General features: G+C 69.3%; 14 protein-coding genes and 1 pseudogene. 3 read left to right on the forward strand and 12 right to left on the reverse strand.

From position 1 onward, the window contains the following. Nucleotides 1–43 precede the first annotated feature (43 nt). The 10 genes from ACZLZQ_RS03910 to ACZLZQ_RS03955 form a co-directional block, all read right to left on the reverse strand. Nucleotides 44–700 (reverse strand): CBS domain-containing protein, encoded by a 657-nt coding sequence (locus ACZLZQ_RS03910; RefSeq protein WP_472931959.1) that lies wholly within the window; start codon nt 698–700, stop codon nt 44–46. A gap of 46 nt (nt 701–746) precedes the next feature. Further along, complete coding sequence (locus tag ACZLZQ_RS03915) at nt 747–2456, reverse strand: HAD family hydrolase (RefSeq protein ID WP_472948246.1); 1710 nt, start codon at nt 2454–2456, stop codon at nt 747–749. A gap of 125 nt (nt 2457–2581) precedes the next feature. Then, nucleotides 2582–3268, reverse strand: coding sequence for a response regulator (locus ACZLZQ_RS03920; RefSeq protein ID WP_472931957.1), 687 nt, complete (start codon nt 3266–3268; stop codon nt 2582–2584). Next, on the reverse strand, nt 3265–6030 hold the full coding sequence (locus tag ACZLZQ_RS03925; protein ID WP_472948247.1) for a DUF4118 domain-containing protein: 2766 nt from the start codon (nt 6028–6030) through the stop codon (nt 3265–3267). The genes ACZLZQ_RS03920 and ACZLZQ_RS03925 overlap by 4 nt, the downstream gene beginning before the upstream one ends. A gap of 9 nt (nt 6031–6039) precedes the next feature. After that, the gene (gene kdpC / locus ACZLZQ_RS03930) at nt 6040–6612 is read right to left on the reverse strand and encodes a potassium-transporting ATPase subunit KdpC (protein WP_472948248.1); all 573 of its coding nucleotides are present in this window, start codon (nt 6610–6612) and stop codon (nt 6040–6042) included. 222 nt (nt 6613–6834) lie between these two features. Then, complete coding sequence (gene kdpB, locus ACZLZQ_RS03935; protein WP_472948249.1) at nt 6835–8886, reverse strand: potassium-transporting ATPase subunit KdpB; 2052 nt, start codon at nt 8884–8886, stop codon at nt 6835–6837. 175 nt (nt 8887–9061) lie between these two features. Beyond that, the gene (gene kdpA, locus ACZLZQ_RS03940; RefSeq protein ID WP_472948250.1) at nt 9062–10771 is read right to left on the reverse strand and encodes a potassium-transporting ATPase subunit KdpA; all 1710 of its coding nucleotides are present in this window, start codon (nt 10769–10771) and stop codon (nt 9062–9064) included. A gap of 99 nt (nt 10772–10870) precedes the next feature. Then, nucleotides 10871–10957, reverse strand: a complete 87-nt coding sequence (gene kdpF, locus ACZLZQ_RS03945; protein WP_472941125.1) for a K(+)-transporting ATPase subunit F — start codon at nt 10955–10957, stop codon at nt 10871–10873. A gap of 418 nt (nt 10958–11375) precedes the next feature. Further along, nucleotides 11376–12341, reverse strand: a complete 966-nt coding sequence (dmeF, locus tag ACZLZQ_RS03950) for a CDF family Co(II)/Ni(II) efflux transporter DmeF (protein WP_472948251.1) — start codon at nt 12339–12341, stop codon at nt 11376–11378. A gap of 11 nt (nt 12342–12352) precedes the next feature. Then, nucleotides 12353–12631: a metal/formaldehyde-sensitive transcriptional repressor gene (locus ACZLZQ_RS03955; RefSeq protein ID WP_472948252.1), complete on the reverse strand. Its 279-nt coding sequence runs from the start codon at nt 12629–12631 to the stop codon at nt 12353–12355. 87 nt (nt 12632–12718) lie between these two features. On the opposite strand from ACZLZQ_RS03955, the gene ACZLZQ_RS03960 reads away from it, so the two are divergent. After that, nucleotides 12719–12919: a DUF1289 domain-containing protein gene (locus ACZLZQ_RS03960; RefSeq protein ID WP_472948253.1), complete on the forward strand. Its 201-nt coding sequence runs from the start codon at nt 12719–12721 to the stop codon at nt 12917–12919. 236 nt (nt 12920–13155) lie between these two features. On the opposite strand, the pseudogene ACZLZQ_RS03965 reads toward ACZLZQ_RS03960, so the two are convergent. After that, nucleotides 13156–13569, reverse strand: a pseudogene (locus ACZLZQ_RS03965) (MerR family transcriptional regulator); the annotation flags it as partial. 67 nt (nt 13570–13636) lie between these two features. Between ACZLZQ_RS03965 and ACZLZQ_RS03970 the strand changes: the two are divergent. Next, nucleotides 13637–15802: a heavy metal translocating P-type ATPase gene (locus ACZLZQ_RS03970; protein WP_472948254.1), complete on the forward strand. Its 2166-nt coding sequence runs from the start codon at nt 13637–13639 to the stop codon at nt 15800–15802. Between the two features lie 140 nt (nt 15803–15942). Here the strand turns inward: ACZLZQ_RS03970 and gyrB are convergent, their stop codons facing one another. After that, a complete protein-coding gene (gene gyrB, locus ACZLZQ_RS03975; RefSeq protein ID WP_472948255.1) occupies nt 15943–18381 on the reverse strand; it encodes a DNA topoisomerase (ATP-hydrolyzing) subunit B in 2439 nt (812 codons plus the stop codon). 294 nt (nt 18382–18675) lie between these two features. Here gyrB and ACZLZQ_RS03980 point away from each other — a divergent pair, with 294 nt between their 5' ends. Beyond that, nucleotides 18676–18972 carry a hypothetical protein gene (locus tag ACZLZQ_RS03980; protein ID WP_472948256.1) on the forward strand — a complete coding sequence of 99 codons (297 nt, stop codon included), beginning with the start codon at nt 18676–18678 and terminating at the stop codon, nt 18970–18972. The last annotated feature ends 88 nt before the right edge of the window (nt 18973–19060 follow it).

Genomic DNA, 19060 nt, shown 5'->3' on the forward strand with positions numbered 1-19060 from the left:
CCTGCGGGCAAAGACGCGGTGTTCCCGATGATGGAAGCCGGCGCTACGGCTTCACCGCCAGATGGCTCGCCACGCCCTCGACGCCACGAATGGTCTCGACGACGACGCGGGCCGCCTCGACCGCCTCGCGCGACGGCGCGTCCCCCCAGAGATGCACCACGCCGTTCGAGAGGGTCGCCGTGATGTCGGCGCCGGCGAGACATTCGGTCTCGCGCAGCCGGGCGAGGACACCGCAGCGGAGGGCCGCCTCGCCGGGCGCCATGTCGCCGAGCCCCGCCGCCGCGATGAGCGGCAGGAGATCCGCGCGGCTGACGATGCCGACGAGACGCCCATCGAGGAGAACTGGAACGCGCTTGATCGCATGCAGCGCCATCAACTCGGCGATGCGGCTGACCGGCGTCTCCACGTCGACGACGATCGGATCCTTGCGCATCACGTCGCCAACCCGCCAGCCGTTCGCCTTCACGTAGTGCCGCGCCACGGCGGCGCTCTTGCGATCGGCGTCGGCGAGCGCGGCGATGCCGAGTTCGCTGCGGCTGAGGAGGTCCCCTTCGGTGAGGATCCCGACGACCCGGCCGGCATCGTCGACCACGGGAAGCCCGCTGATCTTGTGCTCGAGCATGATCTGCGTCGCATGCCGGACGGCATGGTCGGGCGACACCGTCACCGGATTATGGCTCATGATATCGCTGGCCTTCATCGCTGTGCTCCCTTGTCGGTTCGGTGATCTGGTCATGGCGGTCGCCTTACCCTGTGATCGGCGAAGCGTAGCGGCGGCAGACCGCCCGGCGAAGCTGGCGGCGGGCCCTTGCCGCATCGGCCCGCCCCTCGCCACGCAACGCTTCCGCTTCACCGGCGAGACCGTCGTCCTTGATCACGTCGCGAAACCAGCGCCCGTAATCGCCGCACGCCAGGTGATGCAGCCAGGTCCGATCGTCGACGGCATCGCCGATGTCGAGGAACTGCTGCAGGTTGCGCGCCGGCAAATTGTAGCGCTTGTCGGGCCCCCGAAAGTAGAAGCTTCGGCAGAGGCCCACGTCGCCAAGCGCGTATTTGCCCGCATGCCGCCGGTGGTCGTGGCGGGGTACGGCGGCGCGAACCGCTTTCGGCGCTACGCCGGACCTTGGTGCCCAGTAAAGGCCCTCGCCCGGTGCGAGGTCGGGCCAGGCCTCGGGCGGCACAGCTCCGGACAGCCGGGCGAAGGCTTTGAGCGCGCCGGCGGTATCGGGTCCCAGCGCAAAAATCGCCGCGACGCTCGCCAGCGCCGCCGGGCAGAGCGCGTCCGGAAAGAGGGTCACGAGGATTGCCGCGGGCAGCGTTTCGAGCGGCTCGCAGGCGCCGCTCGCCTCGGGTCCAGAGAGGGCTTGATGGGCCTCGTCGATCAGCACCCAATGCGGCCGGCCCGTTTGCGCCCGGAGCGCCGAGGTCTGCCGCAGGAGATCGCGCAGCAGCGCCGAGCGCCGGGCGAGGCTGAGCGCTTGGGTGTTGACGATGAGGTTGAGGCTGCCGTCGTGCAAGATCGCGATTGCCTCTGCGGCCGCCGGCGGGGTGGTGACGTCGCCGACGCCGACGGCGCCCACCATCCCGCCATAGTCGCCCTCGGGATCGACGACGCAGAACTCGAAGCGGCGCTCGACCATCTGCTCGATGAGGGCGCTCGACAGCTTCGACTTGCCGCTGCCCGAGGCGCCCGTGATCAACAGGCTGCCGCCCGCGGCGAACAGCGGAACGTCCGCGCCCGCCCGGTCCGTCCCAAGCCGGAGCGCCTGCCTCTGCGGCGTAACGAGGCTGGCTTCGTCGTCGATCATCCGGTCGATGAGCTCGGCCACCCCGGCGCCATGATCGCCCTGCAGCACGATGTCGGCCTCCGCTTTCACCGACGGCAATGCGTTTGCGACCACGGCGGCGCAGCCGCATTCGCGCAGGAAGGCGTGATCGTTCTCGGCATCACCGACCGCCACCACATTGTGGAACGACAGCGCAAGGTCCTGCAGCGCGGCGCGCAGGCCGCTCGCCTTGTTGACCCCCGACGGCAGGACCATCACCGCCCCTTTGTTGAAGATCACCTGCAGCTCGAGGCCGAGCCGGTGGATGGTCTCGAGGATGGCGCCTTGGTGCGGCTCCCAGGCAGCGACGATGCAGCGCCCGACGGAGACGTTTCCGACATTGCGCCCGGCCAACGCGTCGAGGAAGGCGGGCGAGGCCGGCTCGGCGAGCAGCCGCTCGTGTCCCGTGGCGGGATCGTAGATGAGCGCGCCGTTCTCGGCGACGACGCGGTCGAAGAGGTCGATCCCGGCGAACGCTGCCTGCAGCGGCGGCAGCTCGCGGCCGGTGACCAGGATCAAACGCCGCCCGCTGGCCTTCAGCCGCCGCAGGGCATCGAGCGTCGCTGGCGCCACCACGCCGTCGGTGGCGAGGGTTCCATCAAAGTCTGCCGCCAGTGCGAGGAAGTACAAGGGTCTCGAGCTCCCGAAACGGAACTGCTGAAGCGCCCTTCCTTATTGCCGCAGAGCGGCGCTGGGGATGTTGATTCAGGTCAAGCGGTCCGGCTTTTCGCCAGCGGAACGGCCGGGGTTTGGCGTTATGCCTCGCCCGCGCGATAGCCGACGCCCGGCTCGGTCAGGATCAGCACCGGGTTGGCCGGGTCGGCTTCGAGCTTGGCGCGCAGCTGGCCGATATAGACGCGGAGATACGGCGTGTCGTTCTCGTGCGGGGCGCCCCAGACCTCGTGCAGGATGTGGCGGTGGGTGACCACCTTGCCGGAATGGCGGACCAGCAGCGACAGGAGGTCGAACTCCTTCGGCGTCAGCTTGACCTCGGCGCCGGACCTCAGCACGCGGTGGCGCGGCAAGTCGATCTCGATCTCGCCGTGCTTCAGGACCGAGGTTTCGCCCTTGGCCTGCATCTGGCTGCGGATCGTCGCGCGGATCCGTGCCATCAGTTCGCCGACGCCGAAGGGCTTGCTGACGAAGTCGTCGGCGCCGAGATCCAGCGCCTCGACCTTGGTGCTCTCCCGGTCGCGCGCGGAGAGGACGATGATCGGCACGTCCGTCCACCCCCGCAGCCGCCGGATCACCTCCGCCCCGTCCATGTCGGGCAGGCCGAGGTCGAGGACGACGACGGCGGGCTTGCGGCTGGCGACCATGGCCAGCCCTTGCGCCGCGGTATCGGCGCGCAGCGGCACGAAGCCGTTGGCCTCGAGCGCCGGGGTCAGGAAGCGGTGGATGGCGGGTTCGTCGTCGACGACGAGAATGGTGGCACCGATCACGGCATGGATCCTTCGGAGGGGGACAGGCGGATGGGCAAGCGGATGAGGAAGGACGCGCCCCGGGGCTGGCGGGCCGGCGGGCTGGCGGCATCGACCGTACCGCCATGCGCCTCGACGATGCCCTTGGTGATGGCAAGACCCAGACCGGAGCCCTCGCCGCCGTCGGCGCCGCTCGATGCCGCCCGGACGAATTTCTCGAACACATGCGGCAAGACCTCGGCGGCAATGCCCGGGCCGTCGTCGGCGATCTCGATCTCCAGGGCGTCCGACGCCGTGCGCACCGACAGCGCGATCGTCGCCGCCGGCCCGGAATAGCGCACGGCATTGCCGATGACGTTCGCCAGCACCTGGTCGATGAGGCTCTGGTCGGCGAAGATCAGCGGCAAATCGGGGGCGATGGCGACGGTGAAGTGCTGCGGCGCCCCGCGTTTGCGGGCGAGCGCGACCGCCCGGTGCACCGCCTCCTCCGCGTCCAGCCAGTCGCGCCGGATGTCGAGGCCGCCGGCCTCCAGCCGGGTCATCGACAGCAGGTTGCGGACCATGCCGTCGAGGTGCTCGGCCTCCTCGCGCATCTGGACGAGCAGGTCCCTCTGCCCCTCCGGCGAGATCTGGCCACCATATTCGATGAGGCTCGTCGCCGCGCCCAGCACCGAGGCGAGCGGCGTGCGGAAATCATGGCTGATCGAGGCGAGGAGGATGTTGCGCACGCGCTCGGTCTCGGCGGCCGTGCGCGCCGTCGCCACCTCCGTCGACAGGGCGGTGCGGGCGAGCGCGGCGGCGGTCTGCTCAGCCAGCGTCTCGACGAGCACCATCGCCTCGCCGTCGAGCGCCGCGTCGGCCGGGGCGCGCTCGACCCCGAGCACGCCGACGCGGCGGCCGGGCACCCGCAGCGGCACGAACAGCCAGGGCGCGTTCGGCAAGGTGCCGGTATCGGCGCCGGCGTTCTCGTCGTGCAGCAGCGCCCAGTGCGCGGCGGTCATCGAGGCGGTGTCCAGCCGGTCCTCCGGCGGCCAAGCCGCGGCGATCGCCAGCGCGTCCGCCGCCGGATCGCCGACGCCTTCATCCGCCGCGCCGGCAACCTGCACCCGGCCGCGCGCGCCGCCTTCGCTTTCGGCCGGCACGAGCAGGATCACCGTCGCCCGGTTGGTGGCGGCATGGACCTCGGCCACCGCCGCATCCGCCACCGCCTGCTCGCCGGCCAGCGCCGACAGCCGGCGGGTGAACTCGTAGAGCCGCCGCGTCGCGCGGGTGAGCCGAACGGTCGCCTTCGCCTGCTCGCGCGTCTGCCCGGCGATCGCCGACATGGCGGCGGCGATGCCGAGAAAGATCAGCAGCGTCACCACCTCGTGCGGCCGGGCGACAGTGAACGAGAAGGTCGGGGCGATGAAGAAGAAGTTGTAGGCGAGAAAGGCGAGCCCCGAGGCGAACACCGCCGGCCAGACGCCGAAGCGGAAGGCTGGGATGACCACGGCGATGAGGTAGAACATCGACATGTTCGGCAACGCGATCACCCGCGACAGGCCTTGCCCGACGAGGGTGGCGAGCGCGACGCCGACGGCTGCGACGCCGTAGCCGCGGATCTCGCCGAAAGGCGGGACGGTGAACCGCGCCGCCGGCGTGCCGTCCACCGCCTCGGCGGTGACGATGTGGATGGCGATGCCCCGCGCCTGGTGGGTCAGCGCGTCGGCAAGGTTGCGGCGGAACCAGCCGAGGGCGCCGGCGCCGCGGGCCTGGCCGATGACGATCTGGGTGACGTTCTCGAACCGCGCGGTGCGCAGGAGTTCGGCCGGCAGGTCGTCGGCGACCAGCGACCGGGTCTCCGCCCCGAGGCTCTCGGCCAGGTGCATGCCCGCCTGCAGGAGCCGCCGCGCCTCGGCGGGGACGCTGACGCCCGGCCGCTCGATCGTCACCGCCATGAACGGCGCGTCGAGGAGGTCGGCGAGGCGCTTGGCCTGGCGCACCACGCGCTCGGCCATCTTGTTCGGCCCGACGCAGACGAGGATCTTCTCGCCGGCCGCCCAGGGACCCTCGATCGCGCCGCCTTGCATCCGCTCCAGGAGATCGGTGTCGACATGCGCGGCGACGCGGCGCAGCGCCAGCTCGCGCAGCGCCCGCAGGTTGCCAGGCTTGAAGAAGCTCTGGATGGCGCGCTGCGCGGTGTCCTCGACGTAGATCTTGCCGTCCGCGAGGCGCTTCAGGAGTTCGTCCGAGGGCAAGTCGACGAGGATGATCTCGTCCGCCTTCTCCAGCGCGGTGTCCGGGACGGTCTCGCGCACCCGGACGCCGGTGATGCGCTGGACGACGTCGTTGAGGCTCTCGACGTGCTGGATGTTCAGCGTCGTCCAGACGTCGATCCCGGCGGCCAAGAGATCGCGCACGTCCTGCCAGCGCTTCGGGTGCCGGCTGCCGGGAACGTTCGAATGCGCGTATTCGTCGACCAGCAGCAGCGCCGGGCGCCGCGCCAGCGCGGCGTCGACGTCGAACTCGGGAACCAGGCGGCCGCGATAGGGCACGCCCTTCTTGGCGATGACGTCGAGCCCGGCGACCATCGCCTCGGTCTCGGTGCGGCCATGCGTCTCGACGAGACCGACCACCACGTCGGCGCCGTCGGCCCGCGCCGCCTTCGCCGCCTGCAGCATCGCATAGGTCTTGCCGACCCCCGGTGCCGCCCCGAGGAAGATGCGCAAGCTTCCCCGCCCCTCGCGCTCGGCGGCGGCGATCAGCGCATCGGGCGAGGCCCGCAAGGGTTGGTCGGCACTCATGGCTCTGCCTTACGGCTTTGGCACTTCCCGGTCGAGCGCGAGGTTGAGGGCGAGCACGTTGACGCGGGGCTCGCCGAGGATGCCGAGGGTGCGCCCCGTCGTGTTTTGGGCCACCAGCGTTTCGACTGCTGCCGGCGTCATGCCGCGGGCGCTGGCGACACCGGCAACTTGTGCCCGCGCGAAGGCCGGCGAGATGTCGGGGTCGAGCCCGCTGCCGGACGTGGTGATGGCGTCGGCCGGGATCGGGCCGGCGATCCCTGACGCGCGGAGCGCGGCGGCGTCCGTCTTCAGGCGCTCGGCAAGCTTGGCGGAGGTCGGCGCGAGATTGGTTCCGGAGGAGGCGCTGGCGTCATAGCCGGTGCCGGCGGCGGACGGGCGCGGCTTGAAGTATTCCGGGCGGGTGAAGGCCTGGCCGATCAGCCGGGAGCCGACCACTTTGCCGTCGCGCAGGACGAGGCTGCCATTCGCCTGATCGGGGAAGAGGACGCCGGCGACCCCGGTCATGGCGACGGGATAGGCAATGCCGGTGAGCGCGGCGAGGAGGACGAGAAGCGTCAAGGCGGGGCGGAGCTGCGAGAGCATGGGAGTTCCTTTGGGATTTGGACTGAAGGGACGTTGGTGCGGTTCGCCCCCCTCTGGGCTGCCGCCCATCTCCCCCTCAGGTGGGGAGATCGATAGTCGCCGAGGCCGCAGCTGCTGATCTCCCCCCTTGAGGGGGAGATGCCCGGCAGGGCAGAGGGGGGTGCGCCGCAAACTTGGCAAAGGGCGCGCTGCGGCCTCGACGGAAAACGCGCCGCCGCTGCGCTAAACCAGGCCCAGCCCCGCCACGACCATGTCGATCAGCTTGATGCCGACGAACGGCACGAGAATGCCGCCGAGGCCATAGATCAGGAGGTTGCGGCGCAGGATCGAGCCGGCGTCGCCGGGCGTGTACTTCACCCCCTTCAGCGCCAGCGGGATCAGCGCGACGATGACCAGCGCGTTGAAGATCACCGCCGAGAGGATCGCGCTTTCCGGCGAGGCGAGACCCATGACGTTGAGGAGGCCGAGCTCGGGGATCGCCGCGATGAACAGCGCCGGGATGATCGCGAAGTATTTCGCGACGTCGTTGGCGATCGAGAACGTCGTCAGCGCGCCGCGGGTCATCAGCAGCTGCTTGCCGATGCCGACCACCTCGATCAGCTTGGTCGGATCCGAGTCGAGGTCGACCATGTTGCCGGCCTCGCGGGCGGCCTGGGTTCCGGTCTGCATGGCGACGCCGACATCGGCCTGGGCGAGCGCGGGGGCGTCGTTGGTGCCGTCGCCGCACATGGCGACGAGCCGGCCCTGCCGCTGCTCGTTGCGGATGTAGTTCAGCTTGTCCTGCGGCGTCGCCTCGGCGATGAAGTCGTCGACGCCGGCCTCCGAGGCGATCGCCGCGGCGGTCACCGGATTGTCGCCCGTCACCATGACGGTGCGGATGCCCATGCGCCGGAGCTCGGCGAAACGCTCCTTGATGCCGGGCTTGACGACGTCCTTGAGGTGGATGACGCCGAGCAGGCGCGCGCCCTCGCAAAGGCCGAGCGGCGTGCCGCCGGAGCGGGCGATGCGCTCGACCGCCTGGGTGAAGGCGGCCGGCTCGGCACCCCTGTTTCCGGCATCCGCCACGAACTTGCGGATCGCGTCGATCGAGCCCTTGCGAAGCTGCCGCCCGCCGACGTCGACGCCGGAGAGACGGGTCGCGGCGGAGAACTCGATGAACACGGCCCCGGCCTCAGGGTTGGCGGGAACGTCGACGCCGTATTTTTCGCGGGCGAGCGTCAGGATCGAACGGCCTTCCGCCGTCTCGTCGGCAAGGCTTGCCTGCACCGCGGCGGTCGCCGCCTCCGCATCGGTGACGCCGGGGACGGCGACGATCTCCGACGCCATGCGGTTGCCGAAGGTGATGGTGCCGGTCTTGTCGAGCAGCAGCGTGTCGACGTCACCCGCCGCCTCCACCGCGCGGCCGGACATGGCGAGCACGTTGTGGCGCATCAGCCGGTCCATGCCGGCGATGCCGATGGCCGAGAGCAGGCCGCCGATGGTGGTCGGGATCAGCGTGACGAGGAGCGCGACGAGGATCGGCACCGGCACGATGGCGCCGGCATAGCGACCAAGGCCCGCGAGCGTCACGACGGCGATCATGAAGATCAGCGTCATCCCGACGAGGAGGATGGTCAGCGCGATCTCGTTCGGCGTCTTCTGCCGCTCGGCGCCCTCGACCAGCGCGATCATCTTGTCGAGGAAGCTCGAGCCGGGCGCGGCGACGATGCGCACGACGATCCAGTCGGACAGCACCGTGGTGCCGCCGGTGACGGCCGAACGGTCGCCGCCGGCCTCGCGGATGACGGGCGCGGATTCACCGGTGATCGCCGCCTCGTTGACCGAAGCAATGCCCTCGACGATCTCGCCGTCGCCGGGCACGATGTCGCCGGGCTCGACGACGACGAAGTCGCCGACCTTCAGGTCGAGCGCGGAGACCTCTGCATAGCCTGCCGGGTCTCTCGAGCTGGTCAGGCGCTTGGCGATGGTGTCGGTCCGCGCCTTGCGCAGGCTGTCCGCCTGCGCCCGGCCACGGCCTTCCGCGACGGCCTCGGCGAAGTTGGCGAAGAGCACGGTGAACCAGAGCCAGGCCATGATCTGGCCGGTGAAGGCCAGCGGGTTGCCGGCAAGGACGTCCCGCACGAACAGCACGGTGACGAGGACGGCGACGATCTCGGTGACGAAGATCACCGGGTTCTTGGCGAGCTGGCGCGGGTCGAGCTTGCGGAACGCGTCGACGACGGCGCGGCCGAGAAGATCCGGCGAGGCGATGGCGGATGCCGTTGAGGCGGCCATGGGTTTACTCCGAGGGTTCTGGAAAGGGATTCTTCTCCCCACCGGGGAGAAGTGATGAGGGGGTGGAGCCTGTCCGGAGAGGGCGAACGGTGCGGCGCACCGCCCCCTCATCCCGCTGCCGCGACCTTCTCCCCGCCGGGGAGAAGAAGCAGCGCCGGCCGCGGGCGGCTCATCGTCAGAACGTCTTGCCGCTGATCATCTGCACGTGCTCGGCGAGCGGTCCGAGGGCCAGCGCCGGGAAGAACTGCAGGCCGCCGAGGATCAGGATCAGGCCGGCGAGGAGGCCGACGAACAGCGGCCCAGTGGTCGGGAAGGTGCCCGACGAGGCGGCGAGCCGGGTCTTGCCGACCAGCGAGCCGGCGATCGCCATCATCGGGACGATGTAGGCGAAGCGGCCGAGCAGCATGGCAAGACCCAGCGTCGTGTTCCACCAGGGGCTGTTGGCCGAGAGGCCGCCGAAGGCCGAGCCGTTGTTGCCGGCCGCCGAGGAGTAGGCATAGAGGATTTCCGACAGGCCGTGCGGTCCGGCATTGCCGAGGCCGGCGAGCGCGGTGGGGAGCACCGAGGCGACGGCGGAGAAGCCAAGGATCGCGGTCGGCAGGATGAGGATCGCGAGCACCGCCATCTTCACCTCCTTGGCCTCGATCTTCTTGCCGAGGTATTCGGGCGTGCGCCCGACCATCAGGCCGGCGACGAAGACCGCGATGATCGCCATCACCAGGATGCCATAGAGCCCCGAGCCGGTGCCGCCCGGCAGGATCTCGCCGAGCTGGATCAGGAACATCGGCACCATGCCGCCGATCGGCGTCAGCGAGCCGTGCATGGCGTTGACGGCGCCGTCCGACAGGCCCGTGGTCACAGCGGCGAACAAAGCGGAGGCGGCGAGGCCGAAGCGGACCTCCTTGCCCTCCATGTTGCCGCCCGCGGGATCGATCCCGGCGGCGACGAGCGACGGCGTGCCGGCGGCTTCCGCCCAGTAGGCGATGCCGACGCCGACGACGAGGAGGATCGCCATGGTGGCGATGATCGCCCGCGCCTGCCGGCGGTCGCCAATCAGGTGTCCAAAGGCGAAGACGACGCCGACCGAGACGACCAGCATCTGCCAGATCGTCAGGAAGTTCGAGAGCGGCGACGGGTTCTCGTAGGGGTGGGCGGAGTTGGCGTTGTAGAAGCCGCCGCCATTGGTGCCGAGCTGCTTGATCGCGATCTGCGAGGCGACGGGCCCGAGCGCCAGCGTCTGCTGGTTGCCCTCGAGCGTCGTCGCGGTGACGGAGGCCTCGAAGGTCTGCGGGGTGCCCATGGCGACCTGGGCAAGCCCAGTGATGATGGCGAGCGGCAGCAGCACGTAGAGAACGGCGCGCGTCATGTCGGCGTAGAAATTGCCGACGGTCTGCATGCCCGAGCGGGCGAAGGCCCGCACCAGCGCCACCGCCAGCGCGATGCCGGTGGCGGCCGACAGGAAGTTCTGGACCGCGAGACCCGCCATCTGGCTGAAATGGCTCATGGTGGTCTCGCCGCCATAGGACTGCCAGTTGGTGTTGGTGACGAAGCTGACCGCGGTGTTGAAGGCGAGATCCGGCGAGACGCCGGAGAACCCCTGCGGGTTGAACGGCAGCACGCCCTGCAGGCGCAGCATCGCATAGAGAAGGACGAAGCCGAGGCCGTTGAACACCAGCATGCCCACGGTATAGGCGAGCCAGCCTTGCTCCTTGGCCGGGTCGATGCCGGACAGTTTGAAGAAGCCGCGCTCGAGGGGGCCGAGCACCGGCGAGAGGATATTTCGCTCACCCGCAAAGACGCGCGCCACGAACGCGCCGAGCGGCACGGCGCAGACGAGCACCGCCGCAAACAGGAGGACAATCTGAAGCCAGCCAATCGCTGTCATCGCTATGGTTCTTTCGATGGGAGATCGCCGACGCCGCGCGCAGGCATTCCCCGGGCCAGGCGGCGCGGGGATGCGGACGAGCGACATGTCGGCGCGGGATTAGAACTTCTCGGGACGCACGAGGGCGAAGACGAGATAGCCGAGCAGCCCGAGGGCGACGGATGAGCCGAGGATGAGATCTAGCATGGCTCAGGCCTTCGCGGCCCAGCGGGCATAGCCCGCCATCACGGCGAAGAAGCCGATGCCGACGGCGAGATAAACGATGTCCATGGTTCGGGTTCCTTGATGCGGTCCCCGATAGCTACGCCGTCCCGCATAAGCTCTCGATACGGAATGTGGGGGCCCGGCATAAGGAAGCCGTAAGGATCGACGAGACGACCCGCCAACCGTCCCTCACCGCCGGCGATGGGGCTCTTTTGCGGTCCGCGGGGCGCCGTGCGCCGGATCGGAATTCAGAGAGGACGCTCTGTGACCCGAGCGTCCGGGCCAGGCCGCGGATCGTGGAGGAAAGACGGTGTGCGCCTCACCGCCGCGTCAAGGCATCACGCAGGCGGCCGGCCTTGAGGCTGGCTGCCGTCGCCGCGCTCCCATACGTCGTGGGCGCCTAAGCGGCCTGCGACCGGGCGTCGATCTCGACCGTCAGGTGCGACAGGTCGTGGATGTGGGCGAGCTTGGCGCGGTAGGCACCGAGCGGGCGCGGGCGCTCCGTCGCGATCGAGACGATCGCCGCGTGATGGCCGGGCCCGACCTGCCAGACGTGGAGATCGGTGATCTTGTCGCCGTCCACCTCGATCGCCTCGCGGATTTCCTCCGGCAGGTCCTCGCCCTCCGGCACATAGTCGAGCAGCACGCCGCCGGCGTCGCGCACGAGGCCCCACGACCAGCGGGCGATGACCAGCGCCCCGACGATGCCCATCACCGGATCCAGCCAGATCCAGCCATAGACGCTGCCGAGCCCCAGCGCGGCGATCGCGAGCACCGAGGTCAGCGCGTCCGCCAGCACGTGGACATAGGCGGCGCGAAGGTTGTTGTCGTGCCCGCCGCCGCCATGAGCGCCATGCCCCTCACCGTCGCCGTGGCCGTGTTCATGCCCATGCCCATGGTGATGCGCGTGGTCGTCCTTCAGGAGCCAGGCCGAGACGAGGTTGACGGCAAGGCCCAGCACGGCCACGCCGATCGCCGACCCGAACGAGATCGGCACCGGGCTGGCGAGGCGCAGGAAGCTCTCATAGGCGATGAACACCGCGATCAGCGCCAGGATCACCGCGCTCGCAAAGCCCGCGAGATCGCCGAACTTGCCCGTGCCGAAGGTGAAGCGCGGGTTGGCGACATGCTTGCGGGCATAGAAGTAGGCGCCAGCCGCGATCAGCATGGCGACCGCATGCGTCGACATGTGCAGCCCGTCGGCGACCAGCGCCATCGAGCCGTAGGCAACGCCCGCGGCGATCTCGACCACCATCATGGCGACGGTCAGCACGATCACGGCGCGCACGCGGCGCTCGTTGCGCCCGTGGTTCCCGCCGAGGAAATCATGGCGGTGGGTGGTGTTGGAAACCGGCAGGTCCGTCATGGCGTGCTTTCTCACTTCAGATAAGTCCGCAGCACCGCCAGGAGGTCGGCGGCGCCCTTGGCCTTGTCGGGATCTTCCTCGGCGTCGGGATCGACCACGTGGTGGCGCACATGGTCCTCGATCAGCTCCACGGTCAGCCCGTTCACCGCGCCGCGGATCGAGGCGACGAGCTGGAGGACCTCGCCGCAGGGGGTGTCGGTCTCGAGCGCCCGCGCCACGGCATCCAGCTGCCCCTGGAGGCGGCGGATGCGGGCAACGAGCTTTGCGAGGTCTTTCGACAGGTGTGCCATAGGGTGCCCCCTACCCTATCTCGGGAAAAACGTCTACAGGATCCCGGCACCGCCGCGCCGTCGACGGCAACGAGGTCGATCACCCCCATGCCGAAGGCTGCCTCCCCCTGCACCGACGTCTGCCTCTTCGATCCCCGGAACGAATGGTGCCACGGCTGCGGTCGCAGCCGGGAGGAGATCAAGACGTGGCAGAAGCTGACCCCATTCCGGCGCACCGCGCTCGAACGCGAGCTGCCGCGGCGGCTGGCGCGGCTGAACCGGACGGCGATGCCGTCGGGCCGGCCATGATCGGCAGGCTTCCGGACCCAACAAGCGCCGCATCCGCCGTGACGGACGAGACGCTCGACACCGTCTGCGACGGCAAGGCGGTGACGGTCGGCAGAATCAGGACAGTCGGTCCAGCCCCGACCGAAATGGCGTCGACGTCAGCAGATCCGATGCCGGGGTGATGGCGGTACCGCGGGAGCCGCAGCGCCGGGGGCCAGCGGCCGCTGCAGTGCGCCGGCCGCCTTCTCGCTGATATGCTCGCTCTGGCATTCCCCGTGATCACCGAGCACCTCGATGACCCGGCACCCGGCGACCGAATGGTTCGAGCAGTCCGCCATCCGCGCGACCTCCCCGCGCAAGGCGGTCAGCCGGGCGATCTTGTGGTCGATGTCGGCCAGGTGCGCGGCCGCGATCCTGTCGGCGCTCTCGCACGGACCGTCCGGCTCACCGGCGAGCGCCAGGAGTTCGCGGATCGGATCGATCTCGAAGCCGAGCTCCCTTGCGTGCCGGATGAAGCGGAGCCGACGCAGGTCGGCGGCGTCGTAGAAGCGGCGGTTGCCGTTGGTCCTCGGCGGCGACGGGAGAAGGCCGATCTGCTCGTAGTACCGGATCGTCGGCACCTTGATGCCGCTCGCCCGCGATGCCGCCCCGATCGGAACGCCTTTCGTCATTTTCCGCTTGCTCCTCTAGCCACTAGAGGACGTAGGCCTGCATCGACGATGATGCAAGGAGAGCGCCATGAGCGCCGTGAAACACGAAAGCCGCTACCGGGTCACCGGGATGGACTGCGCGGCCTGCGGCAACAAGGTCGACACCGCGATCCGGCGGCTGCCGGGTGTCGAGGACGTCGCCGTCTCGGTGTCCGCGGGAGCGGTGAAGGTCGATCACGCCGAGGGCTTCGACGGGAGCGCCGTCGTGCGGCAGGTGCGCAACCTCGGCTACGGCGCCGAGCCGTTGGTCGACCGGGGATCGACGTCCGCGAGCCATCCCGCAGCCGACGGTCACCCAGGGCATGTTCATGAGGATCCGAGCGAGGCGGCTCTGCCTTGGTGGCGGACGCGCAAGGCGCGGCTGACCGCGGCCTGCGGCCTGTCGCTCGTCGCCGCCTACGTCCTCGGCCATCTCTCCCCCGCGCTCGAGCGGCCGGCCTTCCTGGCGGCGCTCGCCGTCGGCCTTGTTCCCGTCGCCTGGCGCGCCGTTACCGCCGCCCGTTTCGGCACGCCGTTCTCGATCGAGACCCTGATGAGCATCGCCGCAATCGGCGCCGTCTTCATCGGCGCCGAGGAAGAGGCTGCGACGGTCGTCCTCCTGTTCCTCGTCGGCGAGATGCTGGAGGGGGTCGCTGCCGGCCGCGCGCGGGCGAGCATCCAGGGCCTCTCCGCCCTCGTGCCGAAGACGGCGCTCCTCGAGACGGACGGCCAGACGACGGAGGTGCCCGCCGAAAGCCTTGCCGTCGGATCGACCATTCTGGTGCGGCCCGGCGACCGCATTCCGGCCGACGGCGCCGTCGTGGAGGGGGAAGGAGAGGTCGACGAGGCGCCGGTCACCGGCGAGAGCGTGCCCAAGCGCAAGGCGGTCGGCGACCCCGTCTTCGCCGGCACGGTGAATGCGGGGTCCGTGCTGCGCGTTCGCGTCACCGCGGCGGCATCCGACAACACGATCGCCCGCGTCGTCCGCCTCGTCGAAGAGGCGCAGGAGTCGAAGTCGCCGACGGAACGCTTCATCGACCGCTTTTCCAAGGTCTACACGCCCGCGGTACTCCTGGTCGGCTTTGCCGTCGCCGTCCTGCCGCCGCTTGCCTTTGGCGGGAGCTGGGACGAGTGGATCTACAAGGGTCTTGCCATCCTCTTGATCGGGTGCCCCTGCGCGCTGGTGATCTCGACGCCCGCCGCCATCGCCGCGGGCCTGTCGGCAGGTGCCCGCCGCGGCCTCCTGATGAAGGGCGGCGCGGTCCTCGAAACGCTTGGCCGGATCACCGCCATCGCCTTCGACAAGACGGGAACGCTGACGGCCGGCAAGCCCGTCGTCACCGACATCGTCGCGGGCAGCCGTTCCGGGGCGCAGGTCCTGTCGCTGGCGGCGGCCCTCGAGCGAGGCTCGAGCCATCCGCTGGCCATGGCGATCCTCGACCGCGCGAAGACGGACAAGGTACCGGCCCCGCCCTCCTTCGACGCGAACGCAATTGCCGGAGAAGGCGTCGAGGGCGGCGTTGGCGGCGAACGGGTATTCCTTGGATCGCCGCAGGCAGCCGCAAGGCGCGTTCCCCTCTCGGCTAGCGACGAGGCCGCGATTTCAGCGCTCAATGCCGAGGGCAAGACGGTGTCCGTGGTCGTCGTCGCCGGTACGATCGCCGGCTTTCTCGCCATGCGCGACGAGGCCCGGCCGGACGCGGTGGCGGGCCTTGCGCGCCTGACGGCGTCCGGCGTCAAGACGATCATGCTGACGGGTGACAACCGGCGCACGGCCGAGGCCGTCGCGGAAGGCCTCGGGATCGAGGCGCGGGCCGAGCTCCTGCCGCAGGACAAGCAGCGCATCGTCCGCGAGCTTCAGGCGGAAGGTTTTACCGTCGCCAAGGTCGGCGACGGCATCAACGATGCTCCGGCGCTTGCCGCCGCCGACATCGGCATCGCCATGGGCGGCGGCACCGACGTCGCGCTGGAAACGGCGGACGCGGCCGTCCTGCACGGACGGGTGATGGACATCCCCGACATGATCGCACTGTCGAAGAGCGTCATGGGCAACATCCGCACGAACATCGCCATCGCGCTCGGGCTGAAGGCGGTGTTCCTCGTGACCACCATCGCCGGCATCACCGGCCTCTGGCCGGCGATCCTCGCCGACACCGGCGCCACCGTCCTCGTCACCGCCAACGCCATGCGCCTGCTCGGCTGGAAGCCGCGTTGAGCGCCATCATCGGCGCGAGGACCAAGCTTAGCCATAACGGCAAGCGGTTCGCGGAAGGCAATTAATCCACGGAGGCAGCAGCCCGGCTTGCCCGGGCGTTCGCCGCCGCGCTCCTGTACACCCGCCGGAAGTGGCCCTCGTCAGATGTCGAGGTTCGCGACCTGCAGGGCGTTTTCCTGAATGAACTCGCGGCGCGGCTCGACCTCGTCGCCCATCAGGCGGGAGAACAGGAGGTCGGCGTCGGTGGCGTCCTGGATCTTGACCTGCAGCAGCGAGCGCACCTCGGGGTCGAGGGTGGTCTCCCACAGCTGCTCGGGATCCATCTCGCCGAGGCCCTTGTAGCGCTGCAGCGACAGGCCCTTGCGGCCGACCTCGAACACCGCGGTGAGGAGTTCCAGCGGGCCGGAGAGCGAGCGCTCGGTCTCCTTGCGCTTTAGGACCGGTGATCCGTCGTAGAGATCGCCGAGCCGCGCCGCGATGCGGTGCAGCGCGATTGCGTCGCCGGAGTGGATCAGCGGCGCATCGAGATTCTCGACCTCGAGAACGCCGCGCACGGTGCGGCTGAAGCGGTAGCCGCCGGCGTCCGTCAGCTCGCCGGTCCAGGGGCCGTCGCCTTCCTCGGCGATCTCGTCGAGGCGACGGGCGATCTTCTCGATGATCGGCGCGGCCTCGGCGGCGCTGTCGGCGACGGCGGGCGTCAGCGCGCCGGCGATCGCCGCCTGCTCGACCACGGCGCGGTTGTAGCGGCTGTGGAGGCCGGCGAGCACCGAACGCACGGCCAGCGCGTCGTCGACCGCGGTGCGCAGATCGCGGCCACGGCGCACTTCGCCGGTCGACAAGGTTAGGATGGCGTCGTCGAGACCGCCCTCGATCAGGTAGTTCTCGAGCGCCTTCTCGTTCTTCAGATACTGCGACTGCTTGCCCTTCGACACTTTGAACAGCGGCGGCTGGGCGATGTAGATGTAGCCGCGCTCGATCAGCTCCGGCATCTGACGGAAGAAGAAGGTGAGCAGCAGCGTGCGGATATGGGCGCCGTCGACGTCGGCGTCCGTCATGATGATGATCTTGTGGTAGCGCGCCTTGTCGGCGTTGAACTCGTCCTTGCCGATCGAGGTGCCGAGCGCGGTGATCAGCGTGCCGACCTGGTCGGAGGCCAGCATCCGGTCGAAGCGGGCGCGCTCGACGTTGAGGATCTTGCCACGCAGCGGCAGGATCGCTTGGTTCTGGCGCGAACGGGCGCCCTTGGCCGAGCCGCCGGCGGAATCACCCTCGACGATGAAGATCTCGGATTTGGCGGGATCGCGCTCCTGGCAGTCGGCGAGCTTGCCGGGCAGCGAGGAGATGTCGAGCGCGCCCTTGCGCCGCGTCAGCTCGCGCGCCTTGCGCGCCGCCTCGCGGGCGGCGGCGGCCTCGACCACCTTCGCCATCACCACCTTCGCCTCGGCAGGATGCTCCTCGAACCACTGGTGCAGCTTGTCGTTGACGAGGCTCTCGACCACCGGCCGCACCTCGGAGGAGACCAGCTTGTCCTTGGTCTGCGAGGAGAATTTCGGGTCCGGCACCTTCACCGAGAGCACGCAGGTTAGCCCCTCCCGGCAATCGTCGCCGGTCGGCTGCACTTTTTCGCGCTTCAGGGTGCCGGAGCTTTCGGCATAGCCGGTCACCTGCCGGGTCAGGCCGCCGCGGAAGCCCGCCATGTGCGTGCCGCCGTCGCGCTGCGGGATGTTGTTGGTGAAGCACAGCACCGTGTCCTGGTAGCTGTCGTTCCACCACATCGCGACCTCGACGACGATGCCGTCCTTCTCGCCATGCAGCACGATCGGATCGGTGATCAGCGGCTTGCGGGCGCGGTCGAGGTAGCGCACGAAGGCCTCGAGGCCGCCCTCGTAGAACAGCTCGACGCGCTTCTCGTCGACATGGCGGCGGTCGGTGAGGACGATCATCACGCCGGAGTTCAGGAAGGCCAGCTCGCGCAGCCGGTGCTCCAGCGTCGGCAGGTCGAACTCGACCTTGGTGAAGGTCTCCTGCGATGGCTGGAAGGTGATCTCCGTGCCGGTCTCACCGTTCTCGGCGACGCCCGTCGCGATCAGCGGCGAGTCCGGAACACCGTGGGTGAAGCTCATCTCGAAGATCTCGCCCTTGCGGCGGATCTTCATCTTCAGCCAGACCGAGAGTGCGTTCACCACCGAGACGCCGACGCCATGCAGGCCGCCGGAGACCTTGTAGGAGTTCTGGTCGAACTTACCGCCAGCATGCAGCTGGGTCATGATGACCTCGGCCGCCGAAACGCCCTCGCCGGTGTGGATATCGGTCGGGATGCCGCGGCCGTTGTCGGTCACCGAGCAGGAACCGTCGGGGTTCAGCGTCACGGTAACGAGCGTCGCGTGCCCGGCCAGCGCCTCATCGATGGCGTTGTCGACCACCTCGTAGACCATGTGGTGCAGGCCCGACCCGTCGTCGGTGTCGCCGATATACATGCCGGGACGCTTGCGAACCGCATCCAAGCCCTTCAAAACCTTGATGGAATCAGCGCCGTATTCGGCGATTTCACCGGGGTTCGTCTGGTCTTCGTCTGACATGGAATTCCTTGGGCTCGGGCGGTCCGGAAACTCTGCGCCGAATCGACGCTCTCGAACGCTCGAAAGCGTTCCGGAACCATTGATATAACTGCTCCGGCCGCTCAATCCAAGCTTTGCCGCGCCGCCTGCCCGGCGCGCCAGTCCAGGCTTTAACGCTGCGCCTGCCGCACGGCACGCCGGACCAAGCTTTCCAGGATCAGCCTCAAGGCACGCCGGGAGCCCGCTGCAACACGAAGGCCGGAACGGACGGGTCCGACGCCAGTTGATCGAGCGGTCTCTCGAATGGATGTCGCCATGAAGGTGTTTCTCCCGCTCATCGCCGCTGGCCTTCTCACCGCCTGCACGACCCCCTATCCCGGCGGCACGCCGTATCCGGGAGCCCGCCTGTCGGGTGCCAGCGTCTCGGGCAATCCGCATCCGCGCGGCTCCGAGGCCTTCTGCCGCAATTATGCCAGGCAAACGGCATCGAACCAGTACGAAGGCAACCGCGACAGCGGCGATGGTTTCGGCAGCGACATGTTTGCCGCGCAGCAGGCCCGCGATGCCGGTGCCCTCGCCTATGACCGCTGCCGCGCCGGCCGAACCGGCTGACACGCCGTTCACCACACGGCGATTTGCCGCAAGCTGGGCGCTCGACCATTGGCGCTGGGGCCCTTATCTGGCGTTGTGGAGGTTCACC

The organism is Mesocryomonas lacus (genome assembly GCF_055730105.2).